The organism is Paenarthrobacter nitroguajacolicus, assembly GCF_007786235.1.
Taxonomy (GTDB): Bacteria; Actinomycetota; Actinomycetes; order Actinomycetales; family Micrococcaceae; genus Arthrobacter; species Arthrobacter nitroguajacolicus_A.
Genome location: NZ_VNFK01000003.1, coordinates 331,230 through 353,355 on the forward strand (window position 1 = coordinate 331,230; position 22,126 = coordinate 353,355).

Consider the following 22,126-nt stretch of genomic DNA (forward strand, 5'->3'; position numbering starts at 1 on the left):
CCCATCACACCAGCCACCCACCCTAAATGCTTGGCACGTCCCAGTCCATGAGCGTTGATCGGATCAGGAATCGCTTCCCTTCGGGAGACTCAACGGAGAACCCACTGCCTCTGCCCGGAACCACATCCACGGTGAGGTGGGTGTGGGACCAGTAGTTGAATTGCTCCTTGGACATCCAGAACTCCAATGGCTTGGCATTTCCACCGTGCCCGAGGTCGAACCGTCCAAGGAGAACGTCGGAGTCTCCTGTCAGGAACTCCCCCGCCGGGTAGCACATGGGCGCCGAGCCGTCGCAGCAGCCGCCCGATTGGTGGAACATCAGGGGGCCATGCTGCTCCCAGAGTTTGAGGAGCAGTTCCACGGATGCTCCGGTGAGCGCCACTCGGGAGAAGTCCTCCCCGGGCAACGTCACCAAAGCTTCCAGGATGTCCTGGGACCTGTTGGGATTCATCAGAACTTCAGAACCACTCGGCCGTCGATCTTGGCGTGCTTCATCTCGTCCAACACCGCGTTGACCTCCGAGAGTTCCCGGGTGGAGACCGTTGGCTTGATCTTTCCCTGGGCGTAGAACTCCAGTGCTTCTTCCAGATCCTGCCTGGTGCCCACGATCGACCCTCTGACCGTGAGTCCCTTGAGTACGATCTCGAAGATCGGCGCCGGGAAATCTCCCGGAGGCAAACCATTGAAGACGATCGTTCCACCGCGCCGGGCCATGCCGATTGCCTGGCCGAAAGCCGAGGGGTGCACGGCAGTGACCAGCACGCCGTGGCAACCACCTGTTTCCCGCTGGATGACCTCGGCTGGATCCTCGTGCAAGGCGTTGACCGTCAGTTCGGCCCCGTGTTCCTTGGCCAATGCGAGTTTGTCGTCGGCGATGTCCACTGCTGCCACCCGCAGACCCATCGCCACTGCGTACTGGACGGCAATGTGCCCCAGGCCGCCAATGCCAGAGATGGTGACCCACTGCCCCGGCCGGGCCTCGGTCATCTTCAGTCCCTTGTAGACCGTGACGCCGGCACAGAGCACCGGAGCAACCTCCACAGGATCCGAACCTTCCGGGATGCGCGCGGCGAAGCGCGTGTCCACCAGCATGTATTCGCCGAAGGACCCATCAACGCTGTAACCGCCGTTCTGCTGGGACTCACACAGGGTTTCCCAGCCTGTGCGGCAGTACTGGCAATCACCGCAGGCCGACCACAGCCAGGCATTTCCTACGAGGTCGCCAACTGCAACATCCGTGACGCCCTCACCGAGGGCCACTACTTCACCCACTCCCTCATGGCCGGGAATGAACGGTGGCGTCGGCTTGACCGGCCAGTCGCCTTCAGCAGCGTGCAGGTCGGTATGGCATACCCCCGACGTGATGAGGCGGACCAGCGCCTGGCCGGGACCCGGCGTCGGCCTTTCCACTTCCTTGACCGTGAGGTCGGCTCCGAATTCCGTGACTACAGCTGCTTGCATGGTGGTGGACATTGACGATCTCCTTTGATCTGTACGAATGATGGGAGTTTTTGTACAGCTGATGCCCCTAAGTCCGCTCCATAAGGGCATCTGCTGTACAAAAACTCTTAGAAGAAGCCGAGCTTGTTCTCGTTGTAGCTGACCAGGAGGTTCTTGGTCTGCTGGTAGTGGTCCAGCATCATGGCGTGGTTCTCACGGCCAATACCTGAGGACTTGTAGCCACCGAAGGCGGCACCTGCCGGGTAGGCGTGGTAGTTGTTGACCCACACGCGACCGGCCTGGATTTCCCGGCCGGCGCGGTAGGCGACATTTCCGTTGCGCGACCAGACTCCGGCGCCAAGTCCGTACAGCGTGTCGTTGGCAAGGCCAATGGCGTCGTTGTAGTCGCTGAACTTGGTCACGGACACCACCGGTCCGAAGATTTCCTCCTGGAAGATCCGCATCCGGTTGTGGCCTTCGAAGATGGTGGGCTGCACGTAGTAGCCGCCGGCCAGGTCTCCGGAGAGCTCGGCCCGGGCACCGCCGGTGAGCACCTTGGCACCCTCCTGCTTTCCGATGTCGATGTACGACAGGATCTTCTCCAATTGGTCGTTGGAGGCCTGGGCACCCACCTGGGTATCCGTGTCCAACGGGTTGCCCTGGATGATCTTGTTGGTGCGGGCCACGACGTCGGTCATGAAGGAGTCGTAAATACCTTCCTGCACCAGCGCACGGGACGGGCAGGTGCAGACTTCGCCTTGGTTGAAGGCAAAGAGCGTGAACCCTTCCTGGGCTTTGTCGTAGAAGGCATCGTTCTGGGCGGCGACGTCGTCGAAGAAGATGTTGGGGCTCTTGCCGCCAAGTTCCAACGTGACGGGAATGAGGTTGTTGGAGGCGTACTGGCTGATCAGCCGGCCGGTGGTGGTCTCACCCGTGAAGGCGATCTTGCGGATGCGGGAACTGGAAGCAAGGGGTTTGCCGGCTTCAACGCCGAAGCCGTTGACCACGTTCACCACGCCTGCCGGAAGGAGGTCGCCGATGAGTTCCATCAGGACAAGGATGGAGGTGGGCGTCTGCTCAGCCGGCTTCAGGACCACGGCGTTGCCGGCGGCGAGCGCCGGGGCCAGCTTCCATACGGCCATGAGGATGGGGAAGTTCCACGGGATGATCTGGCCCACCACGCCCAGTGGCTCCTTGAAGTGGTAGGCCGTGGTGTCTTCGTCCAGCTGGGAGAGGTGTCCTTCCTGGGCGCGGACGGCGGAGGCGAAGTAGCGGAAGTGGTCAGCGGCCAACGGGATATCTGCGTTCAGGGTCTCGCGGACGGGCTTGCCATTGTCCCAGGTCTCCGCCACTGCGAGGAGCTCCAGGTTGGCGTCAATCCTGTCGGCGATCTTGTTGAGGATGGCTGCGCGCTCGGTGGCGGAGGTCTTGCCCCAGGACGGGGCAACCTTGTGGGCGGCGTCGAGGGCCAGTTCGATGTCCTCGGAGGTGCCACGGGCGACTTCGCAGAAGGCCTTGCCCGTCACCGGTGTGATGTTCTCGAAGTAGGCACCCTTGACTGGGGCAACCCACTCGCCGCCGATCCAGTTCTCGTAGCGGTCCTTGAAAGTGACCTTCGAACCCTCGGCACCCGGCTGTGCGTAAACAGTCATTGCTAGCTCCTTTGCTGCGAATCACGGTGGCTGTCGCCATTGCTTCGAGCGTAGGAGCGGGGAGGTTGCAGCTACGTTGCAACCATGTGATTCAGCTCACGCGGTGAGCTCGGTATCGATCCGCTCAAGATCGGCCACGACGGCGGCCCGCTTGGGTGAGCGCGGCGGCAGCAGCTTCAACACGGCAAGGCGGAGGTCGACGTCGTACTTCGCCTCAGGCAGCTCCGCGTACTTGAGCAGCGAATCGACGCTGCCGTCGCTGAGCAGCGCTTCGCGCAGCAGGTGCGAAACCCGCTCGCGCAACTGCACGACGCCGGGTGCCTCCGAGCGCGGGAGGACGGCACCCTTGTAGATTTCCAGGGCAATGCGGTGGGCACCGCGCTGCAGGCAGCTAAGCACCTGGCCGGAATCGGGAAGCAACTCCACAGGGAGGCGGTACGGACGCGACTCCGGAACCGCGCCGGGGCTGAGCTCGTGGAGGACCTTGCGAAGCCGTACCATCTCGGCCCGGAGGGTCACTGAGGACCCGTCTCCCGGATAGAGCTGGGTGCACAGGTCTTCGGCGCTCAGCCCGTCCGGGTGGCTGCCGAGGATGGCCAGGATTTCGCTGTGCCGCGCGGACAGGGATACCGTCCGGCCGTCGATGCTGAGCAGGGCTTGGTCGCGTCCCAAAAGCTGAAGGCTGTTCCTATACAGCGCCTGGTTGGTCGTTGCTGCGGGACTCCGACGGCGGGGCTTTTCCCGCACCGCTGCCGCGAGCTGCAGGCGTTCGATCCGCAATTGGGCCTGTGCTGCCGCCACTGTCGCCTCCACCAAGGAAAGGGTGTGCGGCGCTACGGCAGTTTCCGTGCCGGTGATGTCCACGACCCCCAGCACGGCGCCTGAATCGGGATCGTGGAAGGGCACAGCGGTACAGCTCCACGGATGGACCGACCGCTTGAAGTGTTCAGCGCCTGAGATTTGGATGCTGCGGTCAAGGGCCAAGGCGGTACCGGGTGCGCTGGTGCCCACGGAGGCTTCGGACCAGTCGGCGCCGGCCACGAACATCATGCCTTCTGCCCGCCGCTGCATCACAGGATCGCCGTCCACCCACAGAAGCCGGCCAACGTCGTCGCCCACCGCCACGAGGAGTCCGCTGTCATGGCTGGGCTGGACCAGCAGTTTCTTGATGACCGGCATGATCGCAGCCAAGGGGTGCCTCCGGCGGTACTCCTCGAGCTCGTCCTGGTCCATCGCGAGCGGCGCCTCGGCGACGTCCGGGTTGGCCTGCAAACGTGCCGAGCGCTGCCAGGACTCGCGGACCAGGCGGCGGAGGCCGGAAATCTCCTCGCCCTCCGGTACCCCGAAGCGCAAGGAGTCCAGGCGTTCATGGCTGGCCAGGGCACGCTTCTGGAGGAGTTCCGCGGCATCGCTTCCTGGAACGGGCGGATGGATTGGATTCCTCATCGAACTCCCTGACATTCTGTGCGTTGGGCCGCGCGCGGTGGGCAGCACAGTACGAGAGAGTCTAATTCGCCAGATGGAGTTTTTGTACAGCTGATGACCCTAAAGCGTCCGAATAGGGGCATGAGGTGTACAAAAACTCCAAGGGTCAGCCGCGGGAGATCTGGATCATTTCTTCGCGCGGAACAACCTTGATGCGCTCGCGGACCACACCGTTGCCGTTTCCTTCGCCGGCGGACCACGAGGCACCCAGGGAAGCTTCGTGGGCATCGAGCCGGTTCCAGCCCTCCCAGGTGGTGTACTCCACCCCTCGTTCTTCGAGGAGGTCGATGATGGCCTGCGGGTCCGGGTTCTCGGCTGGCGGCAGGGTGAGCCGGTCTTCAAGGAGGAAGCCGATGGTCTCCAGGGCATCGCCCTTGGTGTGGCCGATCAGTCCTACCGGTCCACGCTTGATCCAGCCGGTGGCGTAGATACCCGGCACGTGGTTGCCGTCGGCATCCAGGACGCGGCCGCCGTCGTTCGGGATGACGCCGCGGCGGGAATCGTACTCCAGTTCATCCAACGGCGAACCGTGGTAGCCGATGGCGCGGTACACGGACTGGACCGGGTATTCGATGAACTCGCCGGTGCCCTTGACGTTGCCTGTGCCGTCCAACTGCATGCGCTCGAACTTGATCCCTGACACCTTGCCGGGCGTTTCCGGCGAATCCAGGATCTCCACCGGGCTGTGCAGGAAGTGCAGGTGCAGGCGGCGCGAGGACGGTTGCTCGGACTCCGCGTGCTCTTCCACCAGCCAGTTGGTCATGGTGTTGACCATGGTTTTGATCTGGTTGTTGGTCTTGATGGCTTCATCCGATGCTTCGTCGAACTCGAAGTCTTCCGGGTACAGCACGATGTCCACGTCCTTGCAGTGGGACAGTTCGCGCAGCTCCAAGGGAGTGAATTTCACTTGGGCAGGACCGCGCCGCCCGAACACATGGACATCGGTGACGGGGGATTTCTTGAGTCCGGCGTAAACGTTGTCCGGGATCTCCGTGACCAGCAGTTCCTCGGGGTGCTTGACCAGCATGCGGGCCACGTCCAGGGCCACGTTGCCATTGCCGATCACTGCGATTTCCTTGGCCTCCAGGGGCCAGTCCCGGGGAACGTCGGGGTGTCCGTCGTACCAGGAAACAAAGTCGGCGCCACCGAAGGAACCCTCCAGCTCGATACCCGGGATCTTGAGGTCTGCGTCCTTGATGGCACCGGTAGAGAAGATCACGGCGTCGTAGAACGCGCGGAAATCATGCAAGGTCAGGTCCTTGCCGTAGGTGACGTTGCCCAGGAAGCGGATGTCGCCGCGGTCCAGCACCTTGTGCAGTGCATTGACGATCCCCTTGATGCGGGGGTGATCGGGCGCCACGCCGTAGCGGATCAAACCGTAGGGCGCCGGGTAGGCCTCAAAGAGGTCGATGCTGACCTCGACGTCCCCGTCCTTGACCTCATTGGATTTAGTCAGGATGTCCGCGGCGTAAACGCCGGCCGGGCCTGCGCCCACAATGGCGACACGAAGCGGACGTTTGGGGGTGGTTGCGGCTGAGTTGGACACCGTGAGCCCTTCCGAAAGCAGTAAGCCACGCCGTTGTAGGGGCGCGCAGATTTCAATTCTAGATGTCGACCTTACGCGCGGCCGCTTATATGGCAGGAGTCACAGAAATTCGCAAAGATTGCGGAATATTGCGTGCCGGCATGGTGTTGGCGACAATGTGTCGACTCCGGATCAGATCATCTCAAGCTCTTCTTCAAACCAGCCCACGACGGCGCCAGCCCGGGGCGGCGGTCAAGGCACCGGCGGTTCCGCCAAACCGGTGAGGAGCGAGTCGACGGCGGGGATCCTGTTCGGCATCGGCGCTTACGGCCTGTGGGGGCTGCTTCCGCTGTACTTCTTCGTCCTGATGCCGGCCAGTGCCATCGAGATCGTGGCCAACCGGATCGTGTGGTCCTTGCTCTTCTGTGCCCTGCTGATCACCATCACCCGTGCATGGAAGACGTTCTGGACCGCGGTGAAGGATCGTTCTGTGTTCGGTCCCCTTGCCTTGGCTGCGGGACTGATCGCCATCAACTGGCTGACCTACACCTTTGGCGTCACCACGGGCCATGCCGTTGAGACGTCCTTGGGCTACTTCATCAACCCCTTGGTCTCCGTGCTCCTGGGCGTTTTCGTCCTGAAGGAGAAGCTGCGTCCCCTGCAGTGGGCAGCTGTGGGCATTGGCTTCGTCGCGGTGGGCGTGCTGACTTTTTCCTACGGTCAACTTCCCTGGATCGCTTTGATCCTGGCCTTCAGCTTCGGCCTGTATGGCTTCGTGAAGAAGCGCGTAGGACCAAAAGTTGACGCGCTCACCAGCCTGAGCGTCGAGACCGTGGTCTTGGCTCCCCTTGCCGGCATCACCATGGTGGTCCTGGGCGTCACAGGCGCCCAGACTCTCACCACCCTGGGCGCCGGCCACTTCTGGCTGCTGGTGGCTTCCGGTGTCATCACTGCCGTGCCGCTGCTCTTCTTCGGCGCTTCGGCCCGTCGCCTGCCCATGACCACCATCGGTCTGCTGCAGTACTTCGCCCCGGTCCTTCAGTTCATTGTGGCGCTGACGGTGTTCAACGAGACCATGACGACGGCCCGCTGGATCGGCTTCTGCGTGGTGTGGCTGGCGCTGATCCTGCTGACCATCGACATGCTTCGCACCACCAGGAAGAACTCGGTGCTGAAAAAGAAAGCGCGGCTGGCAGCTGCCGGAGCTTAGCTAGTCCAGCACGTCCGGGTTGGGTTCCTTTTCGGAAGCAGGATGGGCAAGGGCACTGGTTTCGACGGCGAAGACGCGTGGTCCGGCATTCGAGGCACCCCCCAATTCCACCTCGAATACAGAGTCGGCCAGCCCCTTGAACGGATACTCACCTGAGCCCAACAACCGCAGGCCCACGAGTTCCAGGCCTGTGGGCAGTTCCAAACGGATCCGCCCGGATGCGGGCGCACGTGTCACTACCGCGAACACCTTTCCCGTGCTGCTGTCCCGGGTGAAATACCCCCACCCCGGATAGTCCCAGCCCTCGGCGTAGCCGCACCCGTAGATTGCTTCGCCGTTGACCGCGAGCCATTCCCCCACGGTGCGGGCTATCTCCACCTCTGCAGGGGCCATGGAGCCGTCGCCTCGGGGGCCGAAGTTCAGCAGGAAGTTGCCGCCCAAGGACGTGCAGTGGGCAATCATGTCCACCACATCCCAAGGATGTTTGAGCGTCGACTGCGCCCACGGGCCTTGGTGGTATCCCCAGCTGGCCTGCGGAATGGTCATGCACGCTTCCCAGTCGCGGGCAGCCACGCTGCGGTCCCACGGCTCCGGCAGCCTCCGCTCGTAACCGCTTTCGTAGTCGCCCATCAGCAAGCCGTTGGAGTCCACGTGCCTGGCTCCAAGGTCGTCCGCCCGCAAGCGGCTGTTGACCACCACGCCGGGAAGACGTTCTTTCAACATCCGTTCGACCTCCCAGGTCCACCACCCGTTGGCCTTCACGGATTCGTCCCACGTGCCGTCGAACCAGAAGCCCTTCACGCTCGGATAGCGTTCGGCCAGTTCTTCCAACTGTTTCATCGCGAAGTCGAGGTAGCGGGCGAAAGCCAGGTTGTCGGCGTCGTTCTCCAGCGTGAAGCGCCAGTCCGGGTGCCTCCAGTCCAGCACCGAGTAGTAGAAGTTGACGTCAATCCCCCGGGCTTCATACGCCGCCACCAGTTCGCCCAGGACATCGCGACCGGAAGGGGTGTTACCCATGTGGAAGTCCGTGTGGGCGCTCGGCCACAGGCAGAAACCATCGTGGTGCTTGGTGGTGATGGTCATGTAGCGGGCACCCAGCGCCACGGCTGTGTCCGCCCACCGCTCGGCGTCGAAATCCGCCAGCGTGAAATCGTTGGCGAGCGCCTCCCAGCGTTGCTGCGGAACCTTTGCCACCCGCGGCAGGAACTCCGCCGCGAACTCCACGTCTTTGCCTTCCCAGCGACCAGCCGGCAGGGCGTAAAGACCCCAGTGAATGAACTGCCCCACGCGATGGCCGCGGAATCGCTGCATCGCAGCATCCTCACGAGGTTTTTCCCGCGACGCCCCGTATTTGAGTTCCATTACTTTCCCACCTGCCCGTCCCACGGAACAAACGTCCGCAGGTCAAAAGTCTGCGAAGTGCCGCTGGCCCACGACACGGAAACTTCCGTACCGGAAACCACGACGGCGGCAGCCGCCTGGAGCGCGTCGGGCACCAGAGCCTGTCCCCGGGTCAGCGTGTGGAGGGCAACGTGGACGGTTTCCTCACTGTTGCGCTCCGCACCAAGGCTCGGGACTGCTGAGTGCTTGCCCATGGCGTTGGCATCCGTATACCGCGTGGTCCGCGGCTCTTCCCAGCCGTGCACCGCCGTCACGGCGGCGTAGACATCACCGTTGCCGGCCCACGCGGTGTTCTCGGTCGTTCCAACGTCCACCGGTGTGGCGCCGGCTACAGCATGGCCACCCTCCCGGACGGAATACTCCACCGGGCCACGGACCAAATGGCAGCGAAGTTCGTGGATGCCGTCCACCACCGAAACTGTAGTGACGGCCGTGCCGGGCAAGGTCTTCCCGTACAACTGCGGGACATGGACGGAACCACTGACGAGTCCGTCCGTGCGGGTGGCGCGGAGGGCACAGCGCCGGCTCGCCACGCCGTCGGACCCCAGCAACGCAAGGTGACCATCCACGTTGTCCTCCCACGCAACTCCTGTCCCCGGCGCTGTATGGGTGGAATAGGAGAACTTGGCGTAGTGCGGATCATCAGGGTCCGTGCCGCCGCCCACGGGCAGGCCGCAATGGTCGCTGCCGTGGTTCGTCAGGCGGACCACGCCGCTATCGCTGGACACCGTCCAGCCCGCATCAGGCAAGGCCCGAACTGCGGCCGGGCCATCGGTAGGCTGCGGCTCTTCAACGTCCTGCCATACACTGTGCTCCGGCGGCAGCGCCAAACCCAGGAAGCCGATGCCTGCCAGATACGGTGAACCGAACCCGCTGTACGCCTGGCAGGAGCCCAGATGTTCGTCATACCAACCCAAGTTCGGCGGCCCATCAACGCCAACGCCCTTCGCGGTGAAGTTGGCCAGGACCCCGGACGCCAGTCGACGTGTGGCACCCGGCGTCAACGGGTTTACGCCAGAGATCTCGGCACACCACAAAGCGGCCAGGACCGCGGTGCGGTACGCCAAGGATCGCCCGACATGCAGCACTGCCCCATCACTGGCGAACATCAGGCTCTGCGTACCCACGAATTCGCGCAAGCGCTCCAGATGACGGCGACCCTCAGGGGTGTCCTCGCGGCCCGTCATAGCGTACCAAGCCCACAGATAGGGGTGGATGGCCCACGCGTTGTAATAGTCGATGGCGTGCTCCGGCCCGTCCGTGTACCAGCCGTCGCCCAGGTACCAGGACTCCACCCGGGCCACATTCCGCGCACCCGTGCAGCCTGACACGTCCTCGCCCACCGAACGCAGGAAACCCTCCGCCATCGCCGGGAAAAGCTGCCAGTTATTGCCCCACACCTCGAGCCGGGCATGGTGCCGCAACCAGCCGGCAACTTGCTTCTTCTCCCCCGCATCCAAGGGCTCCCACAGCCACTCCTTGGCAATGTGGAGCGCGAAAGCAATGTTCGCGGCCTCCACAATCGAGTTGGTCACCCCCAGCAACGGAGACTTGCACGCGACACCCAACGGCCAACGCTCCGCCCCCTCAGGATCGGTTCCGGCCAGCAACGCCTCCCGGTACCAGGCCGCCAAGCCCAAGCGATCCTGGCCACGGGCACCGGCAATACGCGGCGCCGCCATCAGCAGGCTCCGGCCTATGGTCTCCATGCCCTCCCGGCGCTCGCCGTCACGCGTCACCGGGCCCGGCAGGCGGGGGCTGGCCTTGAGCGGGCTGGAGTAGTTTCGGATGTGTTCCAGCCAGTGATCGGCGGTGTTCTCCCAGTGGTCTCGGGTCCAACCCGTGAGCGGGGACAGGATGGGGTCGGGTTTCGGGAGCCAGGGCTGGGTTGCTGGCAGTGGCTGTGTCACGGTGTTGAATCCTTGGGCTTGTGCAGACTGGGTTAGGGGGACCGGCTACTTTGCCAGCGCTGACTCGTATTCGCCGCGGATGGTGTCGCCACCATTCTTCTTCCAGTCCGCAACGGCGCTCTTGAGTGCGTCCATGGTGCCACGGCCGGCGATGACTGCGGTCGCGGCGTCGGAGACGGGTTGGCCCAGCTTGGCGCCCTTGCTGGCATTGGTGGGGCTGAACAGCGTGCCGCAGGGATCTTCCACACCCAACGGGATGAGTTTTGAGTAGGCATTGTGCATGATGTCCACAATGTCCTTGTTGCTGGGGTCGTACACCACTTGCTGCGGCGCCGCGAGGTATTTCCACGGGACGGCGTTATCCAACAGGGCCCGGTCAGTGACCACGGGGTTTCCGTTGGCATCCAAGGTGTAGTCCGCGCCCTCGGCCCCGTAGTTCAGCAGCAGGTACTCCTCGCTGCCAAATGGTGCCGCCAGGAAGTTGGCCACCGCCAGGACTTCCTTGAGCTTGGCTTCGTCCGCCTTCTTCAGCATCACGGTGCCGAACGTGATGTTGTCCAACCAGGTCTGCGCCTTGCCGCCGTCGTGGCCCACCGGAATGAACGGCACGGCTTTGTTGGCCTTGTTCGCCGCTGGAATGCTGCGGCCGTACCCGGTGGGTCCGATGTAGGCCGGGAGTCCGTCGTAGATCATGGCCACTTTGCCGGAGATGAAGGAGTTCACCATCTGCGACTTCGTCCAGCCCTCGGAGCCGGGAACGTACAAACCGTCCTTGTACAGCTTGGCTGCGAACTCGATCGCGGCCATGTATTCGTCCGTCTCGAACGCCCTGGTGAGTTTGCCGCCGTCGTTCTTCCAGACGTTCGGTGTGCGGAACATGTGGTGCAGCATGGTGAGCCCAAACTTGGTGCTGCCCAACGCCCACTGGTTCTTGGAGGGGTTGGTGAGTTCCTTGGCCACCCGGTAGAAGTCGTCCTTGTCCTTGATGTCTTCCGTGGACTTGACGCCAACGTTCTCCAGCAGCGTCTGGTTCACGAAGCCGGACCCACCGGTGAGGTTGCGCGGAATGGGCAGCGAGTACAGCTTGCCGGCCTGGACGGTCTGCTTCCAGAACACCTCCGGAATGGCCGCCAGGTTGGGATAGTCCTTGATTTTGTCGCCACCCAGCAACGGAGTCAGGTCCGCACATTTGGCCTGCAGGAACTCCACGATGTTGGGCACTGCGGCGCCGTCGTTGAGCATGAGGTCCGGAAGCTCGCCGCCGGCGATGATGGTGTTGAACTTGGTGGCGTAGTCGTCCGAGGAGACCGAGGTGATGTCCACCTGCCCGCCCAGACGGGCTTCGATGGCCTGCCATGCAGGGTTGTCCGCCCGCGCATTGGGGGCGGTGCCGAACAAGTTGGTGATAGCCGTGATCTTGCCTCCCTTCAGCGGTGCTGTCTGCACGCTGCGGAACGGCGCGGGGTACTTGTAGAACGCCGACGGCACGCCTTGGGCGGTACCGGGGATGTCGGCGGCGGCTGACTGGAGGGGCATGTGCGTGGGCAACAAGGCTTCGCTGGCGTTCGAGGCAACACTGGTGGTGCGCTGTCCGCAGCCTGCCAGGGCTCCGCCGCTGAAGAGAGCCAGCGCACCGATGCCTGCTACGGAGAGGAAGTTCCGGCGGCTGGGGCCGGCAGAGGGTACTGCGTTCATGGGTCTTCCCTTTCAAGAGTGGAGAGTTTGACTAGCCTTTGATGGCGCCGGTGAGGACGCCCTTGGTGAAGTACCGCTGGAGGAACGGGAACACGATCACTATGGGGATCAGGGAAATCACGACGACGGCCATCTGGATCGCCTGCGACGGCACCGCGATCTCGGCTACTGCGGAGTCGCCCATGGGCTGGCCGAGCAACACGTATTGCCGCAGGATCATGGACAGCGGCCACTTGTCGTCGTTCAGGTAGAGCATGGCGTTGAAGAACGCGTTCCAGTAGCCCACTGCGTAGAACAGTCCGACGACGGCCAGCACCCCTCGCGAGAGCGGCAGCACCATCTGGACCAGGATGCGGAAGTCTCCCGCGCCGTCGATCTTCGCGGCCTCGAACAGTTCCTGCGGGAGGTTCATGAAGAAGGACCGGACCACCACCAGGTTGAAGGCACTCATCAAGGTGGGCAGGACCAGCGCCGCGTAGCTGTCCAGCAGTCCGAGTTCCTTGACCATGAGGAAGCTGGGGATGATGCCGGGGCTGAAAAGCATGGTGAAGAGGGCTGTCATGAGGAAGAAGCGCCCGCCGACCAGGTCACGCCGCGTGAGGCCGTAGGCCATGGCCACCGTGACCACCAGGGAGAGGGCCGTGCCCACGGTGGTGATAAGGAGGGAGCGGATCAAAGCATCGGTCACGACGCCGCCGGCGAAGATGGTCTGGTAGGCAGCGAACGTGGGCTCTTTGGGGAAGAGGACCAAGCCGTTGTTGTTGGCGATCTCGCTTTGGCTGGAGAGGCTCGTAGCCAAGACGGCCAGCAGCGGGTACAGGGCCAGGAAGCAGATGATCACCAGGGCGATGGCTTTGGAAACCTGGATGGCGGGCTTCGGCTTCTCCATCCAGATGGGGCGGGTGTCCTTGGACTTCAGGCGGCCCAGGCCGGCCACCAGCGTGCTACTTGGATTTGCCATTGGAATAGACACCTTCCTGTCCAAAGAGATGGGCGAGTTTGTTGGCACCGAGCACCAGGATCAGGCCCACAATGCCCTTCACCAGGCCCACGGCCGCCGCGGGACCCCATTGGCCGTCCTGGATACCGTGGAAATAGACGTAGGTATCCAGCACTTCTCCGGCGCCGGGGCCCACGTTGTCTCGCTGGAGGACAATCTGTTCGAAGCCGACGGACAGGATGCTGCCCAGGTTGAGGATGAGGAGCAGGATGATCACCGGCATGATTCCGGGGAGGGTGATGTGCCACAGCCTGTGGCGTGCATTCGCTCCATCCACGGCCGCGGCTTCGTAGAGTTCCTGGTCCACGTTCATCAGGGCTGCCAGGAAGATGATGGTCCCCCATCCTGCGTCCTTCCAGATGGACTGGATGGTGACCAGGAACGGGAAGAACTCGGGAGTGGTCATGGCGTCGAAGCGCTGAAGGCCCAGGCTCTCCAGCAGGTGCGGGACAGCGCCGGTGGCACCGAGGACTTCGGAGAAGACCGCCACGATGATCACCCAGCCGATGAAGTGCGGCAGGTAGACCACGCTCTGGACGAACTTCCTGATCCTGTTGGACACGATGCTGTTCAACAGCAAGGCCAGGCAGATGGGAACCGGGAAGAACAGGGCCAATTGGAGCCCCGTGATCACCAAGGTGTTGCGGAGTGCTTCCCAGAAGGCGCCGTCCTGGAACATTGCCGCGAAGTTGTCCAGGCCCACCCAGACGCTGTCCACGAAACCGAGGTACGGCTTGTAGTCGAGGAAAGCGATGATGTTGCCGGCAAGCGGGACGTAGTGGAACACCACGAAGTATAAGAAGCCCGGCGCGATCAGCAGCAACATCACTTTGTCGCGGCGGATCCGGGCCATGAGGCTCTTCTTGCGGCCCTGCCCTGCGGCGGGTTCCGCCGGTGGGCGGCCCCGACGGCGGCCTTCCGCCACCGGCGCCAGCCCGCCGACGTCGGGCGTCGCCTGGGGCGTGAGTGTCTGGCTGTTGCTGCTCATGTATTTCCTCTGTCTGCGCCGAAGCCGGCGGATGTGGAGTGGCCCGGCGTTTGGGGAACGCTCAGTGGCTAGAAATAGTAAGCGTTTACTATGGAGAACAAGCTACCCAGTAGAAATGTGTGATGTCAATAACATGCACAAATCCTTACATCCACTGGATATTCGGGATTGACAGCCTTTCAATCGCACACTTAGGCTGACTTTCGATAGCAAGCGCTTTCTATAGTTTTCTACCACCACGACCGGACGGAAACCTGCAGTGACCACCAATTTCCAGCACGCCGGCTCCATCAAGGCTGCGTTCGTGATGGGCCGCAGCAATTTGCCCACCCTGTTCAGCACCGAGGACCTCGCCCGGCTCCGTGGAATCGTCACCCTGCTGGATCCCGAACCCGTTGCTGACTTCTCCGCCCATGGCGCGTTCGAACTCCTCAGGGACGCAGAGCTCCTCATAACCGGCTGGGGCGCTCCCACCATCGACGCCCTTGTCCTGGACCGCTTGCCCCGGTTGCGCTGCATCGTCCACGCGGCAGGCACCGTGAAAACTTTCCTGTCCCCGGAGGTCTACTCACGGGGAATCCAGGTTTCATCGTCGGCTGCGGCCAATGCCGTGCCGGTCGCCGAGTTCACCTTCGCCGCGATCGTCATGGGCCTCAAGAGGGCCCGCAGGTTCAGCGAACAGCTCCGCCTCACCGGGGCGTCACGCAATACTGCCGGCTTCCCCACTATCGGAACCAACGGCGTCACTATCGGCTTGGTGGGTGCCTCCCGCGTCGGACGCCTGGTGATCGGCCTGCTGAAGAACCTCGACGCGCGGGTACTGGTCTACGATCCCTACCTCACCGCCGTCGAGGCTTTGGAACTGGGCGTTGAAGCTGTTGGCCTGGACCAACTGTGCGCACTGTCCGACGTCGTGAGCGTCCACGCACCGGACATCGCAGAAACGAGGGGCCTCATCGGGGCACGGCAGCTTGGCCTCATGAAGGACGGAACGCTGGTCATCAACACCGCCCGGGGTGCGTTGATCGACGCCGCAGCCCTGACGGCGGAACTCGTGTCGGGGCGGCTGGACGCGTATCTTGACGTCACGGATCCAGAACCGCTCCCTGCCGGTTCGGTCCTGCACACTCTGCCCAATGTGGTGCTGACTCCCCATATCGCGGGGGCTATGGGCAACGAGATCCACCGTTTGGGCAGCCACGCCGTGATGGAAGTTCGACGATTGAGCGAGGGCTTGCCCTTGGCTTATCCGGTATTGGCCGCGGATCTTGCGAGAATCGCCTAGTGACTGAGAAAAGCTCCCCCACAGATCCGATCCATGCCCGCGGCGGCAGCGGCGCCACCATTGCCGACGTCGCACAGGCGGCAGGCGTGTCCGTGGCCACCGTTTCCAGGGCCCTGAGCGGCAACTACCCGGTGGCCAAAGCCACGCGCGAGCGCATCTTCCGCTCCGTGACGGACCTCGGTTACGTGGCCAACGCGCACGCGCGGGCCCTTGCCGGCGCCACCACCCGCACGGTCGGAATCATCATCAACGATGTCGCCGATCCCTTCTTCGCCTACATCGCCCGTGGCGTGGAGCGGCAGGCGAGCGCCGAAGGGCGCCTGTGCCTCATCACCGCCACCCATGGTGACAAGGAACGTGAACTCGCGCTGGTGGACCTCATGCGTGAGCAACGGACCGATGCCGTGATTGTGGTGGGCGGAGCGTCGGACGACCCCCGTTACCGGAAGCAGATGGCCGACCGCGCCCGGGCGCTTGCTGCGGCAGGATCCTCGCTGGTCCTGTGCGGCAGGCCGTCCCTGGGTCCGGATGTTCCCACCAAAATGGTCACTTATGACAACGAAGGAGGCGCCTTCGCCATCACCGACTACCTCATCTCGCAGGGACACCGCAGGATCCTATACGTCGGTGGCCCCCGTGATTTTTCGACGACGGCGTCACGCCTGGCCGGTTTCTATCGGGCCTTGGACGCGCGCGGGATTGAGCGCGATCCCGCCTTGGTCCACGAAGGCGCCTTTGGCCGCGGTTTCGGGTACAGCCGCATGCGCGAACTGCTGGACCAGGATCTGGGTTTCACGGCCGTCTTTGGAGCCAACGACCTCGTGGCCGCCGGCATCCTGGAGGCGCTCGAGGAACGCGGCATCAGGGTCCCCCAGGACATGTCGGTGGTTGGGTACGACGACGTTCCCGTGGCCAGCGAGCTGCGCCCACGGCTCACCACCGTTCGGGTTCCGCTCGAAGAACTGGGGCGCGAAGCCGTGCGTTTGGCGCTGGCCCAGTCACCGCACGACGCCGGGGCCTCCTCTGACAACACCCTCACCGTCGGTACCCACATCGTCATCCGGGACTCGGTTTCGCCTCCCAAGCAGTCCTGAGCAGTTTTGTTCACTTCTGTTGAGGGGCCCGGGAACCGGACATAAAGTTGCGGAAACTTTCGCAACCACGTCCACCCCACCCCCTGCCCAAGTAACTCGCAGTAGTGGTTGTTCCCAGCGCTGGGAACAACCACTACTGCCAGCCAGTTGGGTTGCCTGAACGGAGCAGTTTTGAACTTCACTGGACCCACCATGAGCCGCCGTACCCTTTTCCGCACGACAGGAGCTGCCGCCCTTGCCGGTGTCCTGTTGTCCCAGGCAGGACCATCCTTTGCCGCAAGCGATGCCAGCCTGCAGGAGCTCATCGATCGCCGGCGCTTGGTCCTCACTGGCAGCCGGAGCGCCGCGGATGTCCCCGAACTCGCGGCGCAGCTCGAAGGAATGGGTAAGACTGCCGGAACGTGGTGGACCTCCATGGACAAGGCTCCGGTCCGGACGTCCCTGTGGAGCGATATTCCGCTGACGGGCATCGGACAGTCCACTACGGCCACCAGCAACATGGGCCTGCACTTCAACCGCCTCTACGACATGGCGTTGGGCTACGCGGTTCCCGGCAATCCCTACGCCGGGAACCCGGAGCTGGCCGCTGACATTGTTGCCGGGCTGAAGCTCCTCAACGACACCGCGTACAAGCCCGGGATGCGTGCTGCGGGCAACTGGTGGTTCTGGGAAATCGGTGTCCCCCGTAAGTCCGTGGATATCCTGACACTGCTTCATGCCGAGGTCCCCGAAACCCTGCGGACATCCCTGCTGGCAGCTGTCCGATGGTTTGCGCCCAACCCGAATTGGCGCGGCCGTGCTACATCCTTTGCCGAGACGGGCGCCAACCGCGTGGACAAGTCCCTGGCCTGCTGCATGCGCGGCATCCTGGATAACAAAGCGGACGAGATCGCTTTGGGCCGGGATGCCCTGAGCGATACCGTCCGCGGAGGCGTTAACAGCGTGTTCACCTATGTGACCAGCGGCGACGGCTTCTATACGGACGGATCCTTCGTGCAGCACACGTACCTGCCTTATGCAGGGACCTACGGCGTGGTGGCACTGGCCGGCATCGCGGAGATCGTTGCCATGCTCGGTGGAAGCACCTGGGCAGTCAACGACCCGAAACGGTCCGTGCTCCTTGACGCAGTGGAAGACACCTATGCCCCGTTTGTGTGGGACGGCCGGATCATGGACACCGTCCGTGGCCGCGCCGTCTCCCGCCAGCGGGAACCCGATTACGTCAGCGGCTTCGGCCTGATCTCCGCTGTGCTGCTGTTGGCGCCGGGCTGCGAGGAGCCGTACCGTTCGCGTTTCCTGGCGTTGGCCAAGGGCTGGCTGGAACGCTGCGCGGACCAGAAACTCGTGGGGCACCCAACACAGAGCTTGGCAAAGTCGCTGTTGTCCCTGGGAGTCCTCTCCGATACCGCCGTGGTCGCGACGCCGGCGCCGGTGTACAGCCGCATGTTTGCCGACCAGGACCGGCTGGTCCACCACCGCCCGCAGTGGGGCTGCACGGTGAACCTTTCCTCCAAGCGCATCGGCAGGTACGAGTGGGGCAACAGCGAGAACAACCTGGGCTGGTACCAAGGCGACGGCATGACCTTCGTTTACACCCGGCAGGACCCCTCTCAGTTCAGCGCCGATTTCTGGCCCACCGTGGATCCCTACGGCCTTCCCGGCACCACCGTCAATGACCAGGTCCGGGCCAGCGGGGCCGGTGCCGCCGGAACCGGCATCCCGCGAGCTTTCCAGGCCTTCGCCGGTGGGCTCACCGTGGACGGGCGTTGGGGCGTCGTCGGCATGGACCACCTCAACCACAACAAAACCTTGTCCGGCAGGAAGTCCTGGTTCTTCCTTGATGACGCGGTGGTCTGCCTGGGTGCGGGTATCACCGGCACAGGTGGGGCTTCCGTCCAGACGACAATCGAGAACAGGTCCTTCGCGTCAGGTGCGGTGCCTGCGTTGCGGACCGATTCCCGGAATCGCCGCATGGCACCCGGGGACGCAGCCGTGCAGCTCAAAAGGTCCGTGCATATCGAAGGGCACGGCGGTTATGTGTTCCTGGACGCACCGGGAGTATCGGGGGCGCCTGAAGTGGCAGTGGTCCGCCGAACCGGGAGCTGGTTCGACGTAAACTCCGGAGCAGACACCAGCCATGCGGGATCGCTGGGCAGCTACGGCGAACCCGGCCCACTCCGTCGTCGAGATCGCGGGAGCCATGCGGGATCGCTGGATAGCTCCGGCGAACCCGGCCCACTCCGGCGAACCCGGCCCACTCCGGCGAACCCGGCCCACTCCGACGAACCCGGCCCACTCCGACGAACCCGGCCCACTCCGACGAACCCGGCGCGCTCCGACGAACCCGGCGCGCTCCGACGTCGAGATCGCGGGAGCCATGCGGGATCGCTGGGCAGCTACGGCGAACCCGGCGCGCTCCGGCGAACCCGGCCCACTACGGCGAGCCCGGCCCAGTCCGGCGTCGAGATCGCGGGAGCCATGCGGGATCGCTGGGTAGCTACGGCGAACCCGGCGCGCTCCGGCGAACCCGGCGCAAACGCAGAAGGAGGGCCGGGAAATCCCGGCCCTCCTTCTGTGCAGAGCGGTGAGGCTTACGCGTTGGCCTTGATGGCTGCGGCGAGGACCTCAAGGCCGTCGAGGAGCAGTTCGTCGCTGATCACCAGCGGCGGGAGCAAACGGATCACGTTGCCATAGGTGCCACAGGTCAGGATGATGACACCTTCCTTGAGACAAGCAGCGGCAACGGCCTTGGTAAGGTCGGCGTTCGGTTCCTTGGAGCCGGGCTGGACGAGCTCGATGGCCAGCATGGCGCCACGGCCACGGATGTCGCCAACCACGGAAACTTCTTCGGCCAGTTCGCGGAGCTTGCCCAGGGCCAGCTCTTCGATGTGGCGGGCGCGGCCGTTGAGGTCGTGCTGTTCCATGGTGTCGATCGCTGCGAGTGCTGCTGCGCAGGCAACCGGGTTGCCACCGTAGGTGCCGCCGAGGCCGCCCGGGTGGACGGCGTCGAGCAGGTCGGCGCGGCCGGTGATCGCGGACAGCGGCAGGCCGCCGGCGATGCCCTTGGCCATGGTGATGATGTCAGGGACAACACCTTCGTGGTCAACGGCGAACCATTCGCCCGTGCGGCAGAAGCCGGACTGGACTTCATCGGCGATGAAGACGATGCCCTTTTCCTTGGCCCATGCGGACAGTGCCGGCAGGAAGCCCTCGGCCGGAACGATGAAGCCGCCCTCGCCCTGGATGGGCTCGATGATGATCGCAGCAACCTGGTCGCCACCGATCTGCTTCTCGATCATGGTGATGGCGCGCTTGGCTGCCTCGGCACCGGTGATGTCCGGGTTCTCTTCACGGAACGGGTAGCTCATGGGCATGCGGTAGACCTCGGGCGCGAACGGGCCGAAGTTGGTCTTGTACGGCATGGCCTTAGCGGTGAGTGCCATGGTCAGGTTGGTGCGGCCGTGGTAGGCGTGGTCGAAGGCAACCACGGCGTCGCGGCCGGTGGCCAGGCGAGCAACCTTGACGGCGTTCTCTACGGCTTCAGCGCCGGAGTTGAACAGCACGGTGCGCTTGGCGTGGTCGCCCGGGGTGAGGCGGTTGAGCTGCTCGGCAACTGCAACGTAGCCCTCGTACGGGGTAACCATGAAGCAGGTGTGCGTGAAGTGCGCGGCAGCTTCCTGGACGGCAGCGACGACGGCGGGGTCGGACGCGCCGACGCTGGTCACGGCGATGCCGGAGCCGAGGTCGATGAAGGAGTTGCCATCGACGTCGCGGATGATGCCGCCATCGGCGTCTTCAACGTAGACGGGGACGCCGGAGGCGACGCCGGCAGCAACGACGGCGGAGCGACGCTCGGCCAGTGCCTGCGACTTGGGTCCGGGGAAGGCGCCGTTGATGTTGCGCTTCTGCTCGATGCGGTACGACAGTTCGTTCGCGGTGGTGGTCATGGGGTGGTTGCCTTTCTGGGAAATTCGTACGGGTTACGCGGACGCGTTATGCAACTGCGTTATGCATCCAATGCACTCATCACGTGCTTGATGCGCGTGTAGTCCTCGACGCCGTACATGGAGAGGTCCTTGCCGTAGCCGGACTGCTTGAAGCCGCCGTGCGGCATCTCTGCCGTCAGGAGGATGTGGGTGTTGATCCAGACCGCACCGAAATCAAGGTCTCGGCTCATGCGCATGGCCGTTCCGTGGTCGGTGGTCCAGACGCTGGACGCCAGGGCATATTCGACGTCGTTGGCCAGTTCCAGCGCTTCTTCTTCGGTGCTGAACTTCTGCACGGTGATGACCGGGCCGAAGGTTTCCTTCTGCACGATGTCGTCGCTCTGCTTGGCGCCGGTGATGATGGTGGGCTCGAAGAAGAATCCCTTCTCGCCTGCGCGGTGGCCGCCGGTTTCGATCTTGCAGTTGGCCGGGAGGTGCTCCACCACGGAGGTCACGGCGTTGAAGTGGTTCACGTTGTTGAGCGGTCCGAAGTAGTTGTCTTCGTCGTTCTGCGAACCCGTGTGCAGGGTCCTGGTGTGCTCCACCATTGCTGCCACAACGTCGTCGTGGACCGAGTCTTCGATGAGCACGCGGGTGATGGCCGTGCAGTCCTGGCCTGCGTTGAAGAAGGCGAACTCGGCGATGGCCGCTGCGCTCTTCTTGATGTCGGCATCCTTGAAGACGATGGCCGGAGCCTTGCCGCCAAGTTCCAGGTGGGCACGCTTGAGGCCCTTGGCCGCGCCACTGGCAACTGCAATGCCTGCGCGGACGGAGCCGGTGATGGACACTAGTCCGGGGACCTTGTGGTCAACCATCATGGCTCCGGTTTCGCCGGTGCCCAGGACAACGTTGAGGACGCCGGCCGGGAAGATCTCACCGGCGAGTCGTGCCAGCACAAGGGTGGACTCCGGGGTGGTGTCGGACGGCTTGAGGACCACGGTGTTGCCGGCAGCCAGGGCGGGGCCGATCTTCCAGATGGCCATGAGGAACGGGTAGTTCCACGGCGCAACCTGGGCTACGACGCCGATCGGTTCGCGGCGCACGTAGGAGGTGTGGCCCTCGAAGTACTCGCCTGCGGACTTGCCTTCCATGATGCGTGCAGCGCCTGCGAAGAAGCGGAGCTGGTCTGCACCGGCGGCAACTTCCTCGGAAGCGATCAGGGAGCGGACCTGTCCGGTGTTGCGGTGCTGGGCTTCCACGAGTTCGTCGCTGTTGGCCTCCACGGCGTCGGCGAGCTTGAGGAGCATGAGCTGGCGCTGGCCGGGGGTGGCCTTCTTCCACGACTTGAAGGCCTCGTTGGCCGCGGTCATGGCTGCGTCCACATCGGCCTGCACCGAAATGGGCGACTTGGCAACGATTTCCCCGGTGGCAGGGTTAACGATGTCCAGGAGACCCGTACCTGCCGGCGTAACGAATTCGCCATTGATGAAGTTCTGCAAGGTTTGAACCACGGCG

The 22,126-nt window shown here is 63.8% G+C and carries 16 protein-coding genes; 4 read left to right on the top strand and 12 right to left on the bottom strand.

Features of this window, described 5'->3' with window-relative positions; all coding sequences use genetic code 11:
- Positions 1 to 22: 22 nt before the first annotated feature.
- From FQP90_RS05545 to FQP90_RS05565, 5 genes are all read right to left on the bottom strand, one after another.
- Positions 23 to 451, bottom strand: a complete 429-nt coding sequence (locus FQP90_RS05545) for a DUF779 domain-containing protein (protein ID WP_144648685.1) — start codon at positions 449 to 451, stop codon at positions 23 to 25.
- Positions 451 to 1,473, bottom strand: coding sequence for an alcohol dehydrogenase AdhP (gene adhP, locus FQP90_RS05550; RefSeq protein WP_208759945.1), 1,023 nt, complete (start codon positions 1,471 to 1,473; stop codon positions 451 to 453). The genes FQP90_RS05545 and adhP overlap by 1 nt, the downstream gene beginning before the upstream one ends.
- Positions 1,474 to 1,568: 95 nt before the next feature.
- A complete protein-coding gene (exaC, locus tag FQP90_RS05555) occupies positions 1,569 to 3,092 on the bottom strand; it encodes an acetaldehyde dehydrogenase ExaC (RefSeq protein ID WP_144648686.1) in 1,524 nt (507 codons plus the stop codon).
- A gap of 96 nt (positions 3,093 to 3,188) precedes the next feature.
- Complete coding sequence (locus FQP90_RS05560) at positions 3,189 to 4,538, bottom strand: helix-turn-helix domain-containing protein (RefSeq protein WP_144648687.1); 1,350 nt, start codon at positions 4,536 to 4,538, stop codon at positions 3,189 to 3,191.
- A gap of 145 nt (positions 4,539 to 4,683) precedes the next feature.
- The gene (locus FQP90_RS05565) at positions 4,684 to 6,123 is read right to left on the bottom strand and encodes an FAD-dependent oxidoreductase (protein WP_144648688.1); all 1,440 of its coding nucleotides are present in this window, start codon (positions 6,121 to 6,123) and stop codon (positions 4,684 to 4,686) included.
- A gap of 118 nt (positions 6,124 to 6,241) precedes the next feature.
- On the opposite strand from FQP90_RS05565, the gene rarD reads away from it, so the two are divergent.
- Positions 6,242 to 7,312, top strand: a complete 1,071-nt coding sequence (gene rarD, locus FQP90_RS05570; protein WP_144648689.1) for an EamA family transporter RarD — start codon at positions 6,242 to 6,244, stop codon at positions 7,310 to 7,312.
- Here the strand turns inward: rarD and FQP90_RS05575 are convergent, their stop codons facing one another.
- The 5 genes from FQP90_RS05575 to FQP90_RS05595 are packed head-to-tail and all read right to left on the bottom strand — an operon-like array spanning position 7,313 to position 14,306.
- A complete protein-coding gene (locus FQP90_RS05575; RefSeq protein ID WP_244296500.1) occupies positions 7,313 to 8,623 on the bottom strand; it encodes an alpha-L-fucosidase in 1,311 nt (436 codons plus the stop codon). It lies immediately after the preceding gene.
- A gap of 50 nt (positions 8,624 to 8,673) precedes the next feature.
- Complete coding sequence (locus tag FQP90_RS05580) at positions 8,674 to 10,623, bottom strand: DUF2264 domain-containing protein (protein ID WP_144648691.1); 1,950 nt, start codon at positions 10,621 to 10,623, stop codon at positions 8,674 to 8,676.
- 45 nt (positions 10,624 to 10,668) lie between these two features.
- A complete protein-coding gene (locus tag FQP90_RS05585; protein ID WP_144648692.1) occupies positions 10,669 to 12,318 on the bottom strand; it encodes an extracellular solute-binding protein in 1,650 nt (549 codons plus the stop codon).
- Between the two features lie 31 nt (positions 12,319 to 12,349).
- Complete coding sequence (locus tag FQP90_RS05590) at positions 12,350 to 13,279, bottom strand: carbohydrate ABC transporter permease (RefSeq protein ID WP_144648693.1); 930 nt, start codon at positions 13,277 to 13,279, stop codon at positions 12,350 to 12,352.
- Positions 13,263 to 14,306 (bottom strand): ABC transporter permease, encoded by a 1,044-nt coding sequence (locus FQP90_RS05595; RefSeq protein WP_144648694.1) that lies wholly within the window; start codon positions 14,304 to 14,306, stop codon positions 13,263 to 13,265. Before FQP90_RS05595 ends, FQP90_RS05590 begins: the two co-directional genes overlap by 17 nt.
- A gap of 259 nt (positions 14,307 to 14,565) precedes the next feature.
- Between FQP90_RS05595 and FQP90_RS05600 the strand changes: the two genes are divergently transcribed.
- The 3 genes from FQP90_RS05600 to FQP90_RS05610 all read left to right on the top strand — a co-directional run bounded on the left by FQP90_RS05600 (position 14,566) and on the right by FQP90_RS05610 (position 19,379).
- Entirely contained in the window at positions 14,566 to 15,591 is a 1,026-nt protein-coding gene (locus FQP90_RS05600) for a hydroxyacid dehydrogenase (protein ID WP_244296507.1), read from the top strand.
- A complete protein-coding gene (locus FQP90_RS05605) occupies positions 15,591 to 16,685 on the top strand; it encodes a LacI family DNA-binding transcriptional regulator (RefSeq protein WP_144648695.1) in 1,095 nt (364 codons plus the stop codon). The genes FQP90_RS05600 and FQP90_RS05605 overlap by 1 nt, the downstream gene beginning before the upstream one ends.
- 192 nt (positions 16,686 to 16,877) lie before the next feature.
- On the top strand, positions 16,878 to 19,379 hold the full coding sequence (locus tag FQP90_RS05610; RefSeq protein WP_244296510.1) for a polysaccharide lyase 8 family protein: 2,502 nt from the start codon (positions 16,878 to 16,880) through the stop codon (positions 19,377 to 19,379).
- Here FQP90_RS05610 and gabT read toward each other — a convergent pair.
- Both gabT and FQP90_RS05620 read right to left on the bottom strand, forming a co-directional pair.
- Positions 19,277 to 20,632 (bottom strand): 4-aminobutyrate--2-oxoglutarate transaminase, encoded by a 1,356-nt coding sequence (gene gabT, locus FQP90_RS05615; protein WP_144648696.1) that lies wholly within the window; start codon positions 20,630 to 20,632, stop codon positions 19,277 to 19,279. The genes FQP90_RS05610 and gabT overlap by 103 nt on opposite strands.
- Before the next feature lie 59 nt (positions 20,633 to 20,691).
- Positions 20,692 to 22,122 (bottom strand): gamma-aminobutyraldehyde dehydrogenase, encoded by a 1,431-nt coding sequence (locus FQP90_RS05620; protein WP_144648697.1) that lies wholly within the window; start codon positions 22,120 to 22,122, stop codon positions 20,692 to 20,694.
- Between the last annotated feature and the right edge of the window lie 4 nt (positions 22,123 to 22,126).